General features: G+C 74.5%; 16 protein-coding genes. 9 read left to right on the top strand and 7 right to left on the bottom strand.

Features of this window, described 5'->3' with window-relative positions; genetic code table 11:
- Positions 1–286 (top strand): transposase (locus tag ABZU69_RS04080; RefSeq protein ID WP_354962931.1); only part of this gene is annotated, 286 nt, incomplete at its 5' end.
- A gap of 80 nt (positions 287–366) precedes the next feature.
- Here the strand turns inward: ABZU69_RS04080 and ABZU69_RS04075 are convergent.
- Both ABZU69_RS04075 and ABZU69_RS04070 read right to left on the bottom strand, forming a co-directional pair.
- Positions 367–1,086 (bottom strand): response regulator transcription factor, encoded by a 720-nt coding sequence (locus ABZU69_RS04075; protein ID WP_354962930.1) that lies wholly within the window; start codon positions 1,084–1,086, stop codon positions 367–369.
- Positions 1,074–2,327, bottom strand: a complete 1,254-nt coding sequence (locus ABZU69_RS04070; RefSeq protein WP_354962929.1) for a histidine kinase — start codon at positions 2,325–2,327, stop codon at positions 1,074–1,076. Before ABZU69_RS04070 ends, ABZU69_RS04075 begins: the two co-directional genes overlap by 13 nt.
- A gap of 132 nt (positions 2,328–2,459) precedes the next feature.
- Here ABZU69_RS04070 and ABZU69_RS04065 point away from each other — a divergent pair, with 132 nt between their 5' ends.
- From ABZU69_RS04065 to ABZU69_RS04050, 4 genes are read left to right on the top strand one after another with little or no spacing between them, the layout of a single operon-like run.
- A complete protein-coding gene (locus tag ABZU69_RS04065; protein ID WP_354962928.1) occupies positions 2,460–3,356 on the top strand; it encodes an ATP-binding cassette domain-containing protein in 897 nt (298 codons plus the stop codon).
- On the top strand, positions 3,353–4,150 hold the full coding sequence (locus ABZU69_RS04060) for an ABC transporter permease (protein ID WP_354962927.1): 798 nt from the start codon (positions 3,353–3,355) through the stop codon (positions 4,148–4,150). Before ABZU69_RS04065 ends, ABZU69_RS04060 begins: the two co-directional genes overlap by 4 nt.
- A 2-nt stretch (positions 4,151–4,152) precedes the next feature.
- On the top strand, positions 4,153–4,902 hold the full coding sequence (locus ABZU69_RS04055) for a hypothetical protein (RefSeq protein ID WP_354962926.1): 750 nt from the start codon (positions 4,153–4,155) through the stop codon (positions 4,900–4,902).
- A 31-nt stretch (positions 4,903–4,933) separates the two neighbouring features.
- A complete protein-coding gene (locus ABZU69_RS04050) occupies positions 4,934–5,497 on the top strand; it encodes a heme-binding protein (RefSeq protein WP_354962925.1) in 564 nt (187 codons plus the stop codon).
- 2 nt (positions 5,498–5,499) lie between these two features.
- Here ABZU69_RS04050 and ABZU69_RS04045 read toward each other — a convergent pair whose 3' ends face one another.
- From ABZU69_RS04045 to ABZU69_RS04035, 3 genes are read right to left on the bottom strand one after another with little or no spacing between them, the layout of a single operon-like run.
- The gene (locus ABZU69_RS04045; RefSeq protein WP_354962924.1) at positions 5,500–6,483 is read right to left on the bottom strand and encodes a hypothetical protein; all 984 of its coding nucleotides are present in this window, start codon (positions 6,481–6,483) and stop codon (positions 5,500–5,502) included.
- Between the two features lie 54 nt (positions 6,484–6,537).
- Positions 6,538–8,970 (bottom strand): ABC transporter permease, encoded by a 2,433-nt coding sequence (locus ABZU69_RS04040; protein WP_354962923.1) that lies wholly within the window; start codon positions 8,968–8,970, stop codon positions 6,538–6,540.
- Positions 8,964–9,749: an ABC transporter ATP-binding protein gene (locus tag ABZU69_RS04035; protein WP_354962922.1), complete on the bottom strand. Its 786-nt coding sequence runs from the start codon at positions 9,747–9,749 to the stop codon at positions 8,964–8,966. The genes ABZU69_RS04040 and ABZU69_RS04035 overlap by 7 nt, the downstream gene beginning before the upstream one ends.
- Before the next feature lie 169 nt (positions 9,750–9,918).
- On the opposite strand from ABZU69_RS04035, the gene ABZU69_RS04030 reads away from it, so the two are divergent.
- Genes ABZU69_RS04030 through ABZU69_RS04020 form a run of 3 tightly spaced genes read left to right on the top strand, consistent with a single transcriptional unit; the run spans position 9,919 to position 12,326 of the window.
- Positions 9,919–11,076, top strand: coding sequence for a sensor histidine kinase (locus ABZU69_RS04030; RefSeq protein WP_354962921.1), 1,158 nt, complete (start codon positions 9,919–9,921; stop codon positions 11,074–11,076).
- Positions 11,073–11,756 (top strand): response regulator transcription factor, encoded by a 684-nt coding sequence (locus ABZU69_RS04025; RefSeq protein WP_354962920.1) that lies wholly within the window; start codon positions 11,073–11,075, stop codon positions 11,754–11,756. The genes ABZU69_RS04030 and ABZU69_RS04025 overlap by 4 nt, the downstream gene beginning before the upstream one ends.
- Positions 11,757–11,786: 30 nt before the next feature.
- Positions 11,787–12,326 (top strand): DUF1697 domain-containing protein, encoded by a 540-nt coding sequence (locus ABZU69_RS04020; protein WP_354962919.1) that lies wholly within the window; start codon positions 11,787–11,789, stop codon positions 12,324–12,326.
- 43 nt (positions 12,327–12,369) lie between these two features.
- Here the strand turns inward: ABZU69_RS04020 and ABZU69_RS04015 are convergent, their stop codons facing one another.
- A complete protein-coding gene (locus ABZU69_RS04015) occupies positions 12,370–13,365 on the bottom strand; it encodes an MBL fold metallo-hydrolase (protein WP_354962918.1) in 996 nt (331 codons plus the stop codon).
- 154 nt (positions 13,366–13,519) lie between these two features.
- Positions 13,520–14,443, bottom strand: coding sequence for a serine hydrolase (locus ABZU69_RS04010; protein ID WP_354962917.1), 924 nt, complete (start codon positions 14,441–14,443; stop codon positions 13,520–13,522).
- Positions 14,444–14,495: 52 nt separating this feature from the next.
- On the opposite strand from ABZU69_RS04010, the gene ABZU69_RS04005 reads away from it, so the two are divergent.
- A complete protein-coding gene (locus ABZU69_RS04005) occupies positions 14,496–15,464 on the top strand; it encodes a LysR family transcriptional regulator (protein WP_354962916.1) in 969 nt (322 codons plus the stop codon).
- Positions 15,465–15,467 lie beyond the last annotated feature (3 nt).

The raw sequence follows: 15,467 nt of genomic DNA, 5'->3' as shown, positions 1-15,467 counted from the left end.
GCCCCAGCGGGTCACGCTGCACTCGTGGGCGTTCCACCAACTCGGCCAGTACATCGCCTACAAGGCGAAGCGGTCCGCAGTGGCGGTCGTGCACGTCGACCCGGCATACACCTCGCAGGGATGCTCCGCCTGCGGACACGTCGCCAAGGCCAACCGGCCCAACCAATCCACCTTCCACTGCCGGTCGTGCGGCTTCGCTGAGCACGCCGACCGGAACGCAGCCCGCAACATCGCCGCACGCGGCGTTACGGGCTGGGCAGCCGTCAGCCTGCCGAACGCGGCGTGACCTCGTGCTCATCACCACGAGCCGTCACGATCCGCAAGCTCGGCCCTTCAAGGTCGAGAAGCTGACCAATGAGTGCAACGTCAGACCAGGCCGGCGTCGTGCACCAGCAGGGCCACCTGGACCCGGTTGTTGAGGTCGAGCCGGGTCAGCAGCCGGGAGACGTACGCCTTCACCGTCGCCACGCTCATGAACAACTCCCCCGCGATCTCCGCGTTGGTGCAGCCCCGGCCCAGCGCGACCGCCACCTGCCGCTCCCGCTCGCTGAGCCCGGTGAGCAGCCGCAGCGCCCGCTCCCGGCGCGGGTCGGGGCCGGCCAGGCCCGGGGCGGCGGCGGTCACGTGGGCGATCAACGTCCGGGTCACCGTCGGGGAGAGCGTCGCCTCGCCGGCCGCCACGCGGCGCACCGCGTGCACGATGTCCGCCGGCGGGGTGTCCTTGAGCAGGAAACCGGCCGCCCCGGCGCGCAGCGCCCGCAGCACCTGCTCGTCGGCGTCGAAGGTGGTCAGCACCAGCACCTCCGGCGGGTGCGGCTGGGCGCGCAGCGCCTCGGTGGCGGTGAGCCCGTCCACCCGTGGCATCCGGATGTCCATCAGCACCACGTCCGGGGCGTACGCGGCGACCGCGGCCGGCACCTCGCCGCCGTCGGCCGCCTCGCCGACCACGGTCAGGTCCGGCAGGCCGCCGAGGATCATCGAGAGCCCGGCCCGGACCAGGGCGTCGTCGTCCACGATCAGCACCCGCACCGGGGTGACACCCGCACCGGCCCCGGTCTCGCCGGGCAACCCGGTCACGCCGGCCACGGCAGCCAGGCGGCCAACCGGAAGTCGCCCGCGTCGTCCCGGCCGTACGCCAACCGGCCGCCGGCCAGGGTGACCCGCTCGGTGATGCCGACCAGGCCGGTGCCGGCGCCCGGTAGCTGCGCCCCGGTCGGGGTGCCCACCGGCCACCGGTTGCTGATCGCCACGGTGAGCCCAGGGCCCGGCCCGCCGGCAAGATCCACGCTGACGGCCGCGCCGGCCGCGTGCTTGCGGGCGTTGGTCAGACCCTCCTGCACGATCCGGTACGCGGCCCGCCCCAGCGCCACCGGCACGTCCTGGGCTGCGACGACGCTGTCGGTGACGTTCACCCGCACCCCGGCCGCCCGCGACTCGGCGATCAGGGCGGGCAGGTCGGCGAGGGTGGGCTGCGGGGGCTCCGGGGCGTCGCCGTCGCCCTCGGCCCGGAGCACTCCGATCACCTCGCGCAGGTCCTGTAGAGCGGCATGTGCGCTGCCCCGGATCACCCCGGCCGCCCGGGCCACCTCGTCCGGGGGCGCGTCCGGGCGGAACTCCAGCGCGCCCGCGTGCAGGCTGAGCAGCGAGATCCGGTGGGCCAGCACGTCGTGCATCTCCCGGGCGATCCGGGTGCGCTCCAGGTGACGGGCCTGAGCGACCCGCAGCTGCTGCTCCGCCTCGGCCCGCTCGGCCCGATCCCGCAGCGACACGATCAACTGCCGCCGGGCCCGTACGAACATCCCCCAGGCCAGCACGGCGAAACTGATCACCACGCCCCACGTCGCGGTGGCCCAGTACGGCATGCCCGGGTCCGGGCGCAGCCAACTGAAGACCATGTTGGTGACCAGACCCACGCCGGTCATCGCCACCGCGACGGCGGTGCGCCGGTGCACCACCACGGTGAAGTAGAGGATCACCAACGGGATGGCCGAGGCCATCGAGAACAGCGTCAGCGGTGTCGTGGCCACCAGCAGCCCGAGCGGCCACCGCCGGCGCAGCCAGAGCAGCCCGCAGCAGGCCAGCCCGAGCAGCGCGTCCGCGCCGATCATCCAGTCGTGCGGCAGCGGGGGCGTGACGGCCGGGTCGGGCGACAGGGCATCCGCGGTGACGAACAGCACCCAGAGCAGGGAGAACAGGAAGGCCAGGGTGTCGACCGCCCAGTCCCGGGTGGTGCGGCGAGGCCGGCGGGTCGCCGCGTCCGGGTTGGCCGCGTCGGCCAGCGCCCCGGGCAGCAGCCAGGGGTTTTCCGGCACGGCGAGGCTGGTCACGAGGCCATGCTAGGCAGCCGATCGCCGCCGCGACCAGCTACCAAAGTCGAGACCCGCGCGTCGACCAAGGTCGGTGCGACGCCGACCGGTGGCCGCAGCGGATGGCCGGGCGGCGCGGGCACGCTCGACGACATGATCACCGTGGAGAACCTCACCAAGCGATACGGGCCGCACCCGGCGGTGGACGACGTGTCGTTCCAGTGCGAGCCGGGCACGGTCACCGGCTTCCTCGGCCCGAACGGCGCCGGCAAGTCCACCACCATGCGGATGATCTGCGGGCTCACCGCACCGACCGCCGGCCGCGCCACCGTCTCCGGGCTCCCCTATCGGGAGCTGCCCAACCCGGGGCGGGAGGTCGGGGTGCTGCTGGACGCCTCCGCCCAGCACGCCGGGCGGACCGGCCGCGAGGCGCTGACGCTGTCCGCGTACACCATGGGGTTGGACCGGCGGGAGGTCGCCGCGAAGCTCGACCTGGTCGGGTTGAACGCGGTGGCCGCCAAGCGTCGGGTACGGGCGTACTCGTTGGGCATGCGCCAGCGGCTCGGCCTGGCACAGGCGCTGCTCGGTGACCCTCGGGTGCTGATCCTCGACGAGCCGGCGAACGGCCTGGACCCGGAGGGGATCTTCTGGATGCGCGGCCTGCTGCGCGACTTCGCCGACCGGGGCGGCACCGTGCTGCTCTCCTCCCACCTGCTGCGCGAGGTGGAGGCGGTCGCGGACCGGCTGGTGGTGATCGGGGGCGGCCGGATCGTGGCCCAGGGCAACAAGGACGAGCTGCTCGCCGGCGGCGGCACGCTGGTCCGGGCCCGCGACGGCGCGGCGCTGCGCCGGGCGCTGGACGCGGCCGGCCTGACCGCCGCCGACGGCGCCGACGGGCTGCTGGTGCAGGCCGACGCCGAGGCGGTCGGCCAGGCCGCCGCGGACGCCGGCGTCGCGCTGGCCGAGCTGCGCCCCGCCGGCGGCGGTGGCCTGGAACAGCTCTTCCTCACCCTGACCGCCGGCGAATCCACCAAGGAGGCCGTCCGATGAGCACCACCACCGCGCCCGCCGCCAACGCCGTCACGCCCCGGCAGCACGCTCCGGCGCACCGCCCGTCGATGCTCCGGCTCACCGCCGTGGAGCTGCGCAAGCTCGTCGACACCCGGGCCGGCCGCTGGCTGCTGATCACCATCGGCCTGGTCGCCGCCGCGATCGTCACCCTCCAGCTGATCTACGCCAAGGACGCCGAGCAGACCTTCGTCAACTTCTTCACGCCCTCGCTGCTGCCGATCGGAGTGCTCCTGCCGGTGCTCGGCATCCTGTCGATCACCAGCGAATGGTCCCAACGCACCGCACTCACCACGTACGCCCTGGTGCCCCGCCGGGAGCGGGTCGTGGCCGCGAAGCTGATCGCGGTGGCGCTGGCCGCGCTCGCCTCGGTGCTGGCCAGCCTGGCCGTCGCCGCCGCCGGAACGCTGGTGGCGTCCGCCACCGGCGGCGCGGGCACCTGGCAGATCGACGCGTCGCTGCTCCTGAACGCGGCGATCTTCCAGGTCACCGGCGTGCTGATGGGTGCCGCCTTCGGTCTGCTGCTGCTCAACCCGCCGCTGGCCATCGTCGGTTACCTGCTGCTGCCCACCCTCTGGGGTGTGCTCGGCGAGCTGGTGCGACCCCTGCGCGGCCCGGCCGGCTGGCTGGACACCAGCCGGACCATGGAACCGCTGTTCAGCAGCGACGCCATCACCGGCGAACAGTGGGGCCGGATAGCGGTGTCCCTGCTGGTCTGGATGGTCGTCCCGCTGGCCGCCGGCCTGTTCCGGACGCTGCGCCGCGAGGTGTCCTGAGCATGGCCGGTGAGGATTACGGCCCGCGCACCGTCGTCACCGGCGGGCCGGTCGAGCTGGTCGTGCTGTGGGGCGGCTTCCCGCTGCTCGGCGCGGGCGCCGGCGCCCTGCTCGCGCTGGCGGCGGGCTGGGTCGCCGGGCTGCCCTGGGCACCCGTGCAGTGGCTGTTCAACCTGCTGGACCGGCTGCCCGAGCAGCAGGCGATCGTCGGCACGGCAGCGGTGGGCGCGCTGGCCGGTCTGGTCATCGCCGGGGTGGGCACCGCCGAACGGCTGGTCGTCACCGTCGACGCGGCGCGGGTCCGGCTGCGCCGCGCCGGCGATGACCGGCACGTCACGCGGGCCGAGACCCGGGTGGTCTTCGTCGACAGCGGAGATCTGGTGCTGCTCGACGCGGACCGCGCGGAGCTGGTCCGGGAGTCGACCGACCTGCCGGGCCCCCGCCTGGCCGCGGCGTTCCGCACGCACGGCTGGGGGTGGGCGGACGGCGATCCGCACCGGTCGGCGTACCGGCTCTGGGTGCCCGACCTGCCCGGGCTGCCCGCCGGCGCGGACGCCCTGCTGCGGGCCCGCGATCGGGCGATCCAGCGGGATCGGCGCGACGACGCCCGGGAACTGCGCCGGGAGCTGGGCCGGATCGGAGTGGTGCTGCGCGACGAGCGCAAGCGGCAGTACTGGCGGCTGACCGGGCGGGCGGTCACCCCCGGGGCGGAGGAGCCGACTTCGGCCGAGCAGGGGTCGGACGGGCGGTAGCGTCTGTCCCAGGAGATCCTGGGAGCGCGCGATGACCGAGCAGCAGCCGTACCGGGTGGTGTCCCGACACCCCGGCTTCGAGCTGCGCCGGTACCCGGCCCACCTGGTGGCCGAGATGCAGATCCAGGCGTCGTTCACCCGGGCCCCGATGGAGGCGTTCCGGCCGCTGGCCGCCTACATTGGGGGTGCCAACCGGGCCCGGCACCCGATCGGGATGACCACGCCGGTCATGCAGGAGGCCACCGGCACGGAGAAGATCGCGATGACCAGGCCGGTGGTCCAGGAGGAGGGCGAGCAGCCGGACACGTATCTGGTCCAGTTCGTCATGCCGGCCGGCTTCACCGCCGCCACCCTGCCCGAGCCGGTGGACCCCCGGGTGCGGATCCGGGAGGTCCCGGCGCAGCTCGCGGCGGCGATGCGCTTCTCCGGGCGGTGGACGGAGAAGGCGTTCGGCCAGCGGGCCACCATGCTCGGCCGGTCGGTCACCGCGGCCGGGCTGCAACCGACCGGCGCCATCCGGTACGCCCGGTTCGACCCGCCGTGGAAGCCCTGGTTCCTGCGCCGCAACGAGGTCGTGCTGCCGGTCGTGGAGTGAGTTCAGCGGCGGTAGCCGAGCGCGGGCGGCCAGGCCAGCAGCAGCCCCATCCCGAGCCCGGCGAGCAGCCCGATCAGCGAGTACAGCACGTCGGAGTCGGCCGCGTTGATCGGGCTGTTGCCGGCCAGCGCCGTGAACATCGCGCCGATCGGCAGCAGCACGATCATGGCGATGGCCACGACCAGCAGCAACACCGTCGGGCCCACCAGCGCGGCGAGGGCGGCCACCGCGTGCCGCCGCCACGCTGGCCGCCCACCCGGCCAGTCCCACGCCAGCAGGGTGACCCCGGTGAGCAGCACCGCCCCGAGGGCCAGCTCCGGCAAGGCCCGCGGGCCGGGCGGGATCGTCCGGATCAGTCCGACGCCGGACACGGCCGCCACGCCGAGCCCGGCCGCCAGCACGCAACGGGCCCGGGTCCGGGCCGGAGCCGCCGCCAGGGCGGCGCCGATGGTCAGGGCGACCAGCAGCACGCCGGTGGCGAAGGCCGCCGGGTTCAGCTCGGGCTCCCGGTCGGTCGGTGACTCGATGCCGGTGGCCACCATCGTCAGCACCCCGGCCACGCAGGCCGCGCCGGTCAGCGCCCACCGGTCCGTACCCGCGCCGGGTGCGCTGCGCTCCCGCCACCACAGGACCGCCGCCGCCGCGCCGAGCACCGCGCAGCCGCCGGCGGCGAGCAGCACCGTCGGCCCCGTACCGGTCGGGTCGGCCCGGTCGATCGTCACGTCGGCGGCGACCCAGAGGCCACCGAGCAGCACCGCCGGCCCGGCCCACCGCAGGCGCCCTCGGCCGGCCAGCACCAGCCCGAGGACGACCGCGACGATCGCCGTGAACCGCACGTCCCGCGCCCAGTAGGCGTTGTTGCCCGGCAGCCGCTCCGACCAGGGGCCGATCGGCTCGGTGAGCGGTTGCAGCACCGTCATGCCGATCGCCCAGAGCAGCACGGCGGCGGCGGAGAGGAGCAGCCCGACCGGGCGCGCAGATCGCATCCGTGGACGGTAGCGGCCCGGCGCCCACCGCGGCGGCCCTCGGGACGGGACGGGTCATCCGGCGAAGGTGCCCACCGGCGACCGGGCGGGACGGTGGCGCAGCAGCCGCCACGTCGGCAACACACTCGCCATCACCGCGAGCAGCAGGCAGAGGCCGACGACGCCGCCGACCACCGACCACGGCACGACGAGGTCCACCGGCGCGCCGACCTGCTCGGCGAGGCCGGCGCGGATGCTCAGCAGACCGGCGAACGCCACGCTCCCGCCGAGCGCCGCGCCGATCAGCACCACCAGGGCGGACTCGGCCGTGACCAACCAGAGGACCTGCCGTCGGGTCGCCCCGGCCAGCCGGATCAGCCGCAGGTCGGCGGCCCGGCCGGCGGCGGCCAGCAGCAGCGTGTTTGCCACCGCGATGGCCCCGTAGCCGGCGGACACACCGATCAGCAGCAGCGTGAACAGCCAGACGAGGCGGTCCTCGGCGGCGTCTGCCTCGGCCGCCCAGGTGGCGACGTCGACGACCCGAGCGCCGGCGGGAGGATCTATCCGGTCCCGGACGTACACCGTGGAGGTCAGCGCCGACGGGTCGTGCGCTCGCACCACGGCCCGGGGCACAAGCAGGTCGCCGGGGAGTGAGTCGTCGCTGACCACGGCGACGATGCGCAGCGACAGCAACGCCCCGTCGGCGAAGACCAGGGCGTACGGCTCGGACGGCAGCAGATTCGCCGAGGCGGTGACCACCACCGTGTCGTCACCGCGCAGGTCGTCGAGCGAGCCGGCGACGACGGTGAGTGCCCGGTTCGCGGCGGCGAAGCCCACCGGGTCCACGCCGAGCGCGGTCAGTGGCCGGTTCTCCGGCGATGTTCCGGGGTCGGTGCGGAAGACGGTGGTCGGCAGGAGGGCGGTGCCGCCGGTCGCGGCGACGGCCCGGTCCGACAGCCCGGGAGTCCGGTCGGGCACGACGACCCAGCCGGCGTTCACGTTGTCCGTCCGACCTGCCGCATACGCGGCGGTGGTGGTCCGCACCATCCCGGACACCAGCACCGCGAACGCGACCGTGAGCAGCACTGGCGCGGCTGTGGACGCGGTCCGCCGGGTCGCGGTCAACGCGCCGCCCCGGACCAGCATCCCGATCGCGCCGCCCGGCCGTCGCACCGGAGACCGCAGCAGCCGCACCACCGGCCCGACCACCGCCGGGGCGAGCACGGTGGCGCCGGCCACCAGGGCCATCACCGCGTAGAGGGCGTACGTCGCCGCGTCCCGGGCTTCGTCGGCGGTCGCCGTCCCGAGGCTGAGCGCGGCGCCCGCCGCGACCAGCAGCGCGCCGGTGGCGGTGCGCAGCCGCCCGATCGGCCGCTGTTCCACCGCCGCCTCGCGCAACGCCTCCAAGGGGCGCGCCCTCGCCGCTCGGCGCGACGCCGACCAGACGGCCAGCAGCGCGATCACCGGCCCAGCGGCGAGCGAGACCGCGACCGGCCAGTGTTCGTAGCGGACCTGGAAGGTCGCCGGCTCGAAGCCGACGTCGACCAGCAGTCCACCCAACGCCGCGGCGAGCGCCGCGCCGACCAGTAGGCCGACGAGCCCGGCGCCGGCGCCGACGGCGAGCGCCTCGGCGTACACCATGCGGCGGACCTGGCGTGGGGTGGCGCCGACGGCGCGCAGCAGGCCCAGCTCGCGGCGGCGCTGCGCGATGGTGAACGCGAAGGTCGAGGCCACCACGAACACTGTGACGAAGCCGGCGAGGGCTGCCGTGGCGGTGAGCACCTGCATGCCGATCCAGCGGGTACGGGCGTCACTGCGAGGCTCCAGCGCGCCACGCGCGTCGCCGGTCAGCACCCGTCCGTCGCCGCCGACGACACCGCGAGCCGCCACGGCGACCCGCTCCGGGTCGGCGCCCGGCGCGAGCACCAGCCCGATGGCCCGGACGCCGGGCGCGAGCGCGGCGGCGGCCTCGTCCGCGACGTAGACGCCGGGCGCGTCGACCAGACCACTGACGGTGTACGGCTCCGCGCCCGCCGCCGTGACAAGGGTGACCGGCGCGCCGGTACGCAGCCCGAGCGCACGGTCGACGACCACCTCGCCGGGCTTCCGGGGCGGCTCACCGGCCGTGCGGCGCAGTCCGCCCAGCCGGGCGCTGGACCAGCCGTGCCCCTGGTGGGCGTCCTCCCGCTGGGCATCGGTGGCCGCGGGGCGGCCGTTGACGAGCGGCTGGGCGTAGAAGGTCCGGTCCGGCACCGCCGCCGCGACGCCCGGCAGACTGGCCAGCCCGCTGGTGAGTTCCGCCGCCACAGTGGCCGACCAGGGCCGGCTCGGCACGAACGAGTCAGCCGGCGCACCCGCCTCAGGGCTCTGCACCACCACCGACGCCTGCGTCAGCCGGTCCGGCACCTGCGGGCGCCCGGAGGCGAGCAGCAGGGTGGCCGCCGCGACCAGCGCGACCCCGATGGCGACGGCCACGAACGCGCTGGTCGACCGCCGGATGTTCAGCATGACGGCTCCGCGAGCGTCTCCATCGCGTGGCGGGAGGGACCGACCGGATCTGTCTCCCGCTCGGCGATTCGCGCGGCGACGGCGGCGGCGGTGATCTCACCGGTCAGCTCGTCGACGACGCGGCCGTCGGCGAGCAGAAGAACCCGATCGGCGTACGCGGCGGCGGCGGGGTCGTGGGTCACCATCACGACGGTCTGCCCGTGGTCGTCGACGAGCGCGCGCAGCAGCTGGAGCACCTGCCGGGACGCCGCGCTGTCCAGGGCCCCGGTCGGTTCGTCGGCGAAGACCACCGCCGGTCGGGTGATCAACGCGCGGGCCACGGCGACGCGCTGCTGCTCACCGCCGGACAGCTCACTCGGCCGGTGCCCGGCCCGGTCAGCCAGTCCCACGGCGTCGAGCGCGGCGGCGATGTCCCGGGCCGGTGGACGGCGGCCGGCCAGGCGCATCGGCAGCTCGACGTTCTGCGCGGCGGTCAGCGTGGACACCAGGTTGAACGCCTGGAACACGAAACCGATCCGGTCGCGCCGCAGCCGGGTCAGCGCGTCCTCGCCGAGGTCGTTCAGGGGCGTGCCGTCGATCGTGACGAGCCCCTCGGTCGGGCGGTCCAGCCCCGCCGCGCAGTGCAGCAGGGTGGACTTTCCTGAGCCTGAGGGGCCCATCACCGCCGTGAACGTGCCGCTCGCGAAGCTGGTGGTCACGCCGTCGAGCGCCGTCACCCGCCGGGTCCCGGTGCCGTACACCGCGCGCAGCCCCGTCAGGGTCACCGTGTGTGTGGTCATGACCGCCACGGTGCCCGCTGCGGCAGGTGCCGCGCGTCGTGCCAGCGCGGACACTTTCCGGCCCTTCCCCGGGTGGACCCACGGCTCGGTGGACGACCCGACGTCGTTCCCGAGGATGACGGCCCGCAGGTGGACGCGGTCGCCGTGGTGGGCCGATACCGTCTACCGGGTGACCGCTCTCCTGCTGTCCCGGCGGCTGCGGCCGGTTGATCTGTACACCGTGGATGCCCTGTTGGCCGTGGCAGTCGGCGGGCTGCTCTGCCCGTACGCGGCGCTGGAGTCGCCGCTGCACGGTGGCGTACGCGAGCCGCTCTGGGTATCCGTGCTCGTCGGGATGGCTCTCGGGCTGCCGTTGGCCGTCCGGCGACGGTGGCCGATCACAGTCGCCGTCGTGATCAGCGGCAGCACCACCGTGGCCCTGATCACCGGGGTGATCCCCAACTTCGCCGCCGCCGCACCGGCGTTCGCCATCGGCCTGTCCTTCTACACGGTGGCCATGTCGGCGGCCACGCGCCGATCGATCCTCTGCGCCGCCGGTTGTCTCGCTCTGGTGAGCGTCGCCCTGGTGCTGACCGCAGGTGACCTCTGGTCGCGGACCGGTGCGGTCGTCTACGCCGCCGTCATGATCGCGCCAGCCTGGCTGATCGGCTGGCTGATCCGGGAGCGCCGCGCCCTGGCCGCCCGCCAGGGCGAGCACCTGATCCGCCAGGCCGCCACCGAGGAGCGGCTGCGGGTGGCCCGGGAGCTGCACGACGTGGTGGCGCACACGTTGAGTCTCATCGTGGTGAAGGCAGCCGTCGCCAACCACGTCGCCGAGGCGGACCCGCGTGAGGCCGGGGCCGCGCTGCGGGTGATCGAGGAGACCGGCCGGAACGCGCTCACCGACGTCCGCCGGGTGCTCGGCGTGCTGCGCGAGGGCACCCCGTACGCCCCGACGCCCGGGGTGGACGAGTTGCCCGTCCTCGCCCGGCAGGCGGCGATCGGCGGCGTCGACGTTCAGCTCGACGTACGGCGGGAGGAACCGGAAGGCGTGGTGCCCGAGTCGGTGGGCCTCGCGGTGTATCGCATCGTGCAGGAGGCGGTGACCAACGTGGTGAAGCACGCGGCGCCGGCCACCTGCCGGGCAACAGTGACCGTCACGCCCAGGGAGGTGCGGGTGGAGGTGACCGACGACGGCCGGCGCCCCGTGTCGAACGCCGGGGAGGGGCACGGGCTGATCGGCATGCGGGAACGGGTGGCGTTGCACGGTGGGGAGTTCCACGCCGGACCACGCTCCGACGGCGGCTTCGCGGTGACGGCCAACCTGCCCTACCGGATGGCCGCGTGATCCGGGTGCTGATCGCCGACGACCAGGCGCTGCTGCGCGGCAGCTTCCGACTGCTGGTCGATCTGACTCCGGACTTCACCACTGTCGGCGAGGCGGGCACCGGCGTGGAGGCCGTCGCGTTGACCGCACAACACCGGCCGGATGTGGTGCTGATGGACGTACGGATGCCGGAGATGGACGGCATCGAGGCGACCCGGCGAATCTGCGTCGACCCGGCGACAGCCGGCACCCGGGTCATCATCCTGACGACGTTCGACCTGGACGAGTACGTCTACGGGGCGCTGCGCGCCGGAGCCAGCGGGTTCCTGCTCAAGGACACCCCGCCAGCGGACCTGCTGGCCGGGATCCGGGTGGTCGCCGCCGGCGAGGGGCTGCTCGCGCCGACGGTGACCCGCCGGCTGATCGACGAGTTCGCCCGCCGGCCAGAGCCGGCCCGTCCGCTGCCCCGACACCTTGACGGGGTGACCGAACGGGAACGGGAGGTGCTCGCGCTGATCGCCCGCGGTCTGTCCAACGCGGAGTTGGCCGCGCACCTCAGTCTCAGCCCGGCGACGGTCAAGACGCACGTCGGGCGGTTGCTGACGAAGCTGGCGGCGCGCGACCGGGCGCAACTGGTCATCGTCGCCTACGAAACGGGCCTGGTAGGTCCCGGCGGGTCGAGGCCGACCGACCTACGCTGAGCGGGTCGACCGCGCACCCGAGGAGAAGCCATGACCCGGTACGTCGCCCTGTTACGCGGGGTCAACGTCGGCTCCACCCGGCTCGCGATGGCCGACCTGCGCCGGCTCGTCACCGACCTCGGGCACGACGACGCCAGGACGTACCTGCAGAGCGGCAACGTGGTGTTCGGCAGCACCGTACGCGACGCCGAGAAGCTGGCCGGCGGGATCGAGCGGGCGCTCGCCGACGAGTTGGGTCTGAGCGTGCCGGTGCTGGTACGCAGCGCCCGGGAGCTGGCGGCGGTGGCCGGTGGCAACCCGTACGCCGAGCGGGAGAACGACCCGACGAGGCTGCTGGTGGCCTTCCTCGCCACCGCCCCGAAACGATCCACGGTGGACGCGCTGACCGTGCCCGGCAGCGAGAACGTGGCGTTCACGGTGACCGGCCGGGAGGTCTACCTGCACTTCCCCGACGGTGGCTACGGGCGGTCGAAGTTCACCAACGCGTACCTGGAGAAGAAGCTGGGCGTGGTGGCCACCACCCGGAACTGGAAGTCGGTGCGCGCCCTCGCCGAGCTGGCGGCCGGCTGACCCGGCGGGGGTCACGCAAGACCGCGACCCCCGCCCGGGCCGGTCAGAAGTGGTACGCGGTCTCGTACTCGGGCACCAGCACCCGGCTGCGCGGCGAGATCCGGCGCACCGCCGCGACCATGTCGTCCAGCCGGAGGCGGTCGGCGGGTGCGACGACCGGCGGGTTCTGCAGCTCGGTCTCGAAGTTGTCCCAGTGCACCGGCACCACGACCTTCGGATAGTCGAGCCCGGCCAGCAGCCGGGGCAGGTAGTCGCCTGTGGTGGTGGCGCTCTGCATGGCCACCATGGCCACGTCCGGCGCCAGGCCGGTGAGGTTGCGCTCGGCGACGTCGCTGGCCCCGGTGAAGTAGACCGACGGGCCGCCGTCGACCCGCAGCAGGTAGCCCAGGGTGTCCCCCTCCGGCAGGTCGGCGATGGTCGCGGGCTGCGCCGGCTGACTCACCCGCACCCCGGGAAAGGCCACCGAGTACGTCGCGTTGCGGCTGTGCAGGGAGCCGACCACCTCGACGCTGTGGTCGCCGAAGTCCAGCACCTCGCCGCCCTTGACGGCGCTGAGCTGCGTCGACGGCAGGCCGTAGGCCAACCCCAGGTGGTACGCGGTCAGCGTGCCGAACACCCGCGCGCCGGTGCGCTTGGCGATGTACGGCACGTCCAAGAAGTGGTCCCAGTGGGTGTGCGTGACCAGCACCGTCATGGCCCGGTCGACACGCGGGTCGATCACGTCGGTGCGCACGGTCAACGCCTTGGCCGGGTTGAACGGCCCGGTGAACAGCCCGGTGTCGATCCGGCTGAGGAACGGGTCGACCAGCACGGTCCGGTCGCCGATGTCGATGCGCCAGCCGGCCGTACCCCACCAGCGGAAGCTGACCGCGCCGCGGCGGCGGCTGGTCGGCGCGGGGGCGGCGGTCGGCGCGGGGGCGGCGGTCGGCGGCGCGGCCTGGGCCGGGGCGGAGGAGGTGGCGGCGAGGCCGCCGGCGGAGACCAGGGCGGTGGTGGCGGCGGCGTCGCGGAGGAAACGGCGGCGATCGAGACTGGGCATGACGGATCTACTCCCCGTGGTCGGGCGACTGGTTCGACAGGAGCCAATCAGCGCCACCGCGCCCAGGTCCAAGATCGAAGGCCGCCAGCTCCGATACGCCGCCGCATATCGGGCCTGCTCAGCGACGATGCGCCGATGCTCGGACGGCTGAAAATCAGTCGCCGCGCAGCGCCTCGACGGCCGTGCGGGCCGCATGCCCCATCGCCAGGTCCACGTCGATCCGGCGCGGGGTCAGCCGGTCGGCACGGGCGAAGACGGCAATGGCGTACCGGCCGCCGTCGGGGTACTCGGCGACCCCGGCTTCCAGGTGCAGGCCGGGCAGGGTGCCGGTCTTGCCGGACACCCGGACGCCGGGCGGGAAAGCGGCGGCCAGCCGGGTCCAGAAGATCTGCCGGGCCATCCAGGTGCGGACCATCGCGCAGGCCTCCGGCGGCCCGGCCTCGTCCCGCCAGATCAGCGTGAGCAGTCGAGTGATCTCCCGGGCCGTGCTGGAGGTGGTGCGCGTCGGGTCGAAGACCCGCATGGCCCAGACCCGGTCCGCCGGCAGGGTGGGAAAGATCCGGGCGAACTCCGTTTCGTTCCGCGCGCCCACGTCGGCGAGCATCCCCTCGACCAGGGCGCGCGGGCCGCCGAGGACGCGGGTACGGGTCAACCCCAGCTCGGCGGCGAGCATCGGCAGCAGGTCCGGGCCGACCCGGCGCAGCAGCAGGTCGGCAGCGGTGTTGTCGCTGACCGACATGGCGAAGTACGCGAGGTCGCGCAGCGACACCTCGGCGTCGTCGGTGCAGCCGGCCAGCCCCCACCCGCCGAGCCGGTCGGCGGCGGTGACCAGGACCCGCTCGGTCGGGTCCAGCTGACCGGCGACTACCTGCCGGGCGAACTCCAACACCAGCAGGATCTTGAAGATCGAGGCGATCACCACCTGCTCGTCGGCCCGTACCCCGACCTCCCGACCACCGCCGGCCGGGCCGCCGTGGTGCTCGACAGTCAGGTCGACGGCGTCCAGGTCGACGGCGTGCAGGCTGGCCGTCACCCCGACCTCGGCGAAGATGGTCTCGATGTGCTCCCCCACGTTCACCCCGGCACGGTATCCAGCGGCACCGGGCCGGCGCTGGCGTAGGGTCCGGGCGGTGGATCTGCTCCGGCACCTGCGGCACTTCGTGGTGGTCGCCCACGAGCTGCACTTCGGCCGGGCCGCGGAGCTGCTCGGGATGGCCCAGCCGCCGCTCAGCCAGTCGATCCAGCGGCTGGAGCGGGAGCTGACGGTCGAGCTGTTCGACCGGTCCCGCCGCCAGGTGCGCCTCACCACCGCCGGTGAGTTGCTGCTCAGCGAGGCGGAGGAACTGCTCGCCGGTGAGGGCCGGCTGCGCAACCTGATGGGGCAGGTCCGCGCGGGCGAGCTGGGCGTCCTACGGGCCGGGGTGCCACCCGAGACGCCGGCGGTGACACTGCGCCTGCTGCTGGACGCGCTCACCGCCCGGGCACCCGGCCTGGACGTGGAGCTGCACGAGCTGACCAGCAGCGAACAGGTGCGGATGCTCACCGAACGGACCCTGGACGTGGGTCTGGTGCACCACCCGGTGGCGGCGGACGGGCTGCGCTTCGGCGCCCCCGTCGACGTACCCCTGGGGGTGCTGCTGCCCCGCACCTCGCCGCTGGCCCGCGGCCGGGAGGTGACGCTCCCCACGCTGGCCGGCCTGGACCTGGTGGCCGCGCCCCGGGCCACCGCGCCGGGCTGGCACGACCACCTGCTGGACGTGTGCCGCCGGCACGGCTACCGGCCGGCCCGGGTCCGACCGGCCCGCAACCCGGAGTTCCTCTTCGGCCTGGTGCTGGCCGGTGGCGCAGTGGCCGTCGAGCCGGCGACGGTGGCCCACCGGGAGCCCCGGATCGCCTGGCGGCCGATCGCCGGCGCACCGCTGGCGAAGCGCACCTCGGCGGCCTGGCCGGACCGGTCGGCGCATCCGGCGGCACCGATGTTCGGGCAGCTCGCCGCCGAGGTGCTGGCCGGCGCCGAGCCGACGCCGCCCGCGCCGGGCACCCCGCCGTCGGTACCCGCGGCGCGACCCTGGCCGGTGCTGTTCGACACCACGGGGTGAAAA

It is taken from the genome of Micromonospora sp. NPDC005206 (assembly GCF_040608175.1).
In the GTDB taxonomy this organism is placed as follows: Bacteria; Actinomycetota; Actinomycetes; order Mycobacteriales; family Micromonosporaceae; genus Micromonospora.
Note: the sequence above shows the minus strand (reverse complement) of the source record. Positions and strands in the feature narration are given on the sequence as shown.

What these genes read in the sequence shown, in the direction of transcription:
- ABZU69_RS04055 (WP_354962926.1), top strand. Translation starts at nt 4,153, where the DNA reads ATGGCCGGTGAGGATTACGGCCCGCGCACCGTCGTCACCGGCGGGCCG.
- ABZU69_RS04050 (WP_354962925.1), top strand. Translation starts at nt 4,934, where the DNA reads ATGACCGAGCAGCAGCCGTACCGGGTGGTGTCCCGACACCCCGGCTTC.
- ABZU69_RS04035 (WP_354962922.1), bottom strand. Translation starts at nt 9,749, where the DNA reads ATGACCACACACACGGTGACCCTGACGGGGCTGCGCGCGGTGTACGGC.
- ABZU69_RS04045 (WP_354962924.1), bottom strand. Translation starts at nt 6,483, where the DNA reads ATGCGATCTGCGCGCCCGGTCGGGCTGCTCCTCTCCGCCGCCGCCGTG.
- ABZU69_RS04065 (WP_354962928.1), top strand. Translation starts at nt 2,460, where the DNA reads ATGATCACCGTGGAGAACCTCACCAAGCGATACGGGCCGCACCCGGCG.
- ABZU69_RS04020 (WP_354962919.1), top strand. Translation starts at nt 11,787, where the DNA reads ATGACCCGGTACGTCGCCCTGTTACGCGGGGTCAACGTCGGCTCCACC.
- ABZU69_RS04015 (WP_354962918.1), bottom strand. Translation starts at nt 13,365, where the DNA reads ATGCCCAGTCTCGATCGCCGCCGTTTCCTCCGCGACGCCGCCGCCACC.
- ABZU69_RS04060 (WP_354962927.1), top strand. Translation starts at nt 3,353, where the DNA reads ATGAGCACCACCACCGCGCCCGCCGCCAACGCCGTCACGCCCCGGCAG.
- ABZU69_RS04040 (WP_354962923.1), bottom strand. Translation starts at nt 8,970, where the DNA reads ATGCTGAACATCCGGCGGTCGACCAGCGCGTTCGTGGCCGTCGCCATC.